The organism is Mesorhizobium sp. M7A.F.Ca.AU.002.02.1.1 (assembly GCF_003998535.1).
Classification (GTDB): Bacteria; Pseudomonadota; Alphaproteobacteria; order Rhizobiales; family Rhizobiaceae; genus Mesorhizobium; species Mesorhizobium ciceri.
The window spans coordinates 1-3,006 of sequence record NZ_RZPB01000729.1 but is presented as its reverse complement, the minus strand read 5'-3'; the positions used below and the strand labels follow the sequence as shown (position 1 = coordinate 3,006).

The following is a 3,006-nucleotide window of genomic DNA, read 5'->3' as shown; positions in this document are numbered from 1 at the left end:
AGACAGGTAGTACGCGGAATGCGCGCGCGCCGTCGACAGCCGCCAATTGTCGTAGCTGTCGCTGCGGAACGGCCGGGCATCGGTGTGGCCGTTGATGCTGATGGTGCCCTTCTGGCTGTTGACGATGCGGCCGATCTTCTCCATTGCCAGCACCAGTTCGCGTCTCGGCAACGCCGAGCCGACCTCGAACATGCCGAAGTCGAGCTGATCGGTGATCGAGATGACGACGCCCTTGTCGGTGGCTTCGACCGAGACGCCGTCGTGCAGCTTGTCGCCAGGCTTGAAAGCATCGGCCAACTGCCGCTTGACGTCGGCCGCTGCCTTCACGGCAGCAGCGGTTGGTGCCTTCTCCCCGATGTCGGGCTGGACGGCCTTTTGCGCCTCAGGCTCAGCCTTCGCTACCGCGGCCTTGGTGCCGTCCGATTTGGTCTCGCCGGCCAATGCCGTGGCAGGGTTCGCGGCCTGTTTACTGGTCGCGTCCTTTGCCAGTGGCTCGAGCGGTGCCGCGACAGGCGGCACGGCTTTGATTTTGAGCACCTGCGTTTCGGCGGTCTTGTCGCCGGGCTTGGCCGGATCGCCCTCGATCTTGGTGCGCTGGGCGCTGGCCTCGGCGCCGGGCGCCGCGACCTGCTGCGACCAGAAATCCGGCTCGAAAGGATCGCGGTAGGAGGCGCCACCGGAGGCGCCGGTAGCCGGGCCGGCAGCCTGCACGCCGCCATCGCCTTTCTGGCTGACATTCTGCATGACGCCGGTATCTGTGGCGATTTCCGAAAGCACGGCGTAGGGGTCGGCGAAGAGATGGTCGTCGGAGTGTTCCGCCTGCTGTGGCTCCTGCTTGTCCTGCTTGCGCTCGGACGCGCCCGCGCCGGCATTGCCGTTCTGTCCGGCTTTGCTGGTCGCCTCTTGCGGATCGTCGGCCGTCAGTCCCATGGCGCGCGGGCCGTCGCCGAGATCCTCCAGGCCCTTGCGGCTCGAATTGCGGTCGACCAGCTTGACCGGGTTGAAGTAGCTGGCCACGGCTGCCTTGGTCTGCTCGTTGGCGGCGTTGATCAGCCACATGACCAGGAAGAAGCACATCATGGCCGTCATGAAGTCGGCGAAGGCGATCTTCCAGACGCCGCCATGGTGGGCCTCGTCATGGTCGTCATGACTGCGCCGCACGATGATGATCTCGTGGCGGCCCTGATCGGCGTTGGCGACGCTCATGCCAGGACCTCCGAGAGGGTCGTCGACCATTCGGCCATGCGCGTTTCGAACACCGCCTCGTCGATAGCCACGGTCAGGTCGAAGCCTGGCGCCTCGACAAAATCGAGATTGGCGGCGCGGGGTCCGAGCGATGCCTTCAGTGTTTCGAACATCGAGAGCGGGCCGCGCACGACGATGCGCACAGCCTCGGCGTCGCCAACCGCTTCGCGGACGGCGTCTGCCAACGCATCGATCGAACGTTTCTGCAGATCGTCGCTGACGATGCCGCCGATGATGCGGGCGACCGTGCCGGCGACAAGTCCGGTCACGCGCGCCTCCATCGCATCGATGTGCAACGAGACCGCCTTGCCGACATCGTCGCCAAGGCTTTCGAGAAATATCCTTGCTTCCTCAGCACTGGCCTGGCGTTCGGCTTCGAGCGCGGCGTCATGCGCAGCCGCCAGGCGGCCCTCCAGCGCTGCCTCCGCCTGGGCAACCGCCTCGGCGATCAGCGTGCCGATATCGGCTTGCGTCGCCGGCGTCTCGGGCTTGTGTTCGGGATCGACTGCTGCCCGGGGCTGGCCGGCACGCTGCGCGCGCGTGCCGAAATCAGGCAGAAGGTCGAAGAGGGCTACGGAAGGCATGGTTTACACCGCCACTTCCTGGGAAGCCCATTTGCGCAGGATCTGCGCGGTGCGCTCCTCGTTGAGGTCGACCATCCTGGCAAGCCGGTCCTGCGGCGCCGGCCGGATCTTCTGGCGAAGATCGTCGAGCGGAGTGGGGCCTGGGCGTGTGCCTGGCAAGGCGCCAACCGCGGCATTGTCGGTGGCCGCCATTGCCTCCGGCGTCGGCAGCGAGCGCTGGACGTCGTCGAAGCTGGGACCTGCCAGGGCTGGAGCAGCCTTTGCCGTCAGCGCCGCGGCCATCGGCCTCAGGCCGAAGAAGGCCACCAGGAACACCACGACGATGAAGGCACCTGCATTGATCATCGTGCCGGCATGCTGGCCGATCGAATCGAGCATTCCCGCCTGCGGGATCGCCTCGCCATCCAGGCCATCGATGAACTCGACCGCCGAGACGTCGATGATGTCGCCGCGCTTTTCATCCAGGCCGGTGGCGGATGTGACCATCTTCTGGATCTCGGCGACGCGCTTGGCGATCTGCTCCGGTGTGGCGTCCTTGCCGAGGATGGTCGTCAGCCGCTGCTGGTTGACGACCACGGCAATCGACATCTTGGTGACGGTGTAGCCGTTGGAGACGGTGGCGATCTTCTTGGAATTGATCTCGTAGTTGGTGATCTCTTCCCTGCGGTCGTTCTGCGAGGAGGATTGCGGGCCATCGGTGGCGGTTGCCTGGGTCTCAGGCAGGTTCTGCTCGACGCTGGCCGGAGTGGAAGCCTGCTTCTGGTTGTTGTTCTCGTTGGCGCGCACCGACTGCACCGAGCGCTCGACGCGGGAATTCGGATCGAAGATGGTCTCTTCCGTCTGGCGGGTGTCGGTGTTGACCTCGGCCTTGACGCTGGCGCGGAAATTGTCGGGGCCGAGATAGGCCGTCAGCGCACGGCGGATGTTGTCTCCGATCTGCGCCTCGACGGTCTGCTCGACGCCGAGCGTGCGGGCGGCGCTGGTGTTTGAAGGGTCGTCGCCCGCAGCCAGCAGATTGCCGCTGGAATCGAGCACCGTCACCTTGTCGGCCGACAGGCCGGGGACGGCGGCGGCGACGAGATGGCGGATCGACATGGCGCTCTTTTCGGCGTCGATGCCGGCGTAGCGGATGACCACGGAGGCGGAAGGCTGCTGCTCGTCACGGCGGAAATTGGCG

At 65.8% G+C, this 3,006-nt stretch carries 3 protein-coding genes; all 3 read right to left on the bottom strand.

The window, feature by feature from the left end:
* Nucleotides 1-1,206: MotB family protein (locus EN879_RS30245; protein WP_127274457.1), on the bottom strand; the 1,206-nt coding region annotated here is incomplete at its 3' end.
* Nucleotides 1,203-1,829: a hypothetical protein gene (locus tag EN879_RS30240; RefSeq protein WP_063168920.1), complete on the bottom strand. Its 627-nt coding sequence runs from the start codon at nt 1,827-1,829 to the stop codon at nt 1,203-1,205. The genes EN879_RS30245 and EN879_RS30240, both read right to left, overlap by 4 nt.
* A 3-nt stretch (nt 1,830-1,832) precedes the next feature.
* The coding region (locus EN879_RS30235) for a flagellar M-ring protein FliF (RefSeq protein ID WP_127274456.1) at nt 1,833-3,006 on the bottom strand (1,174 nt) is incomplete at its 5' end.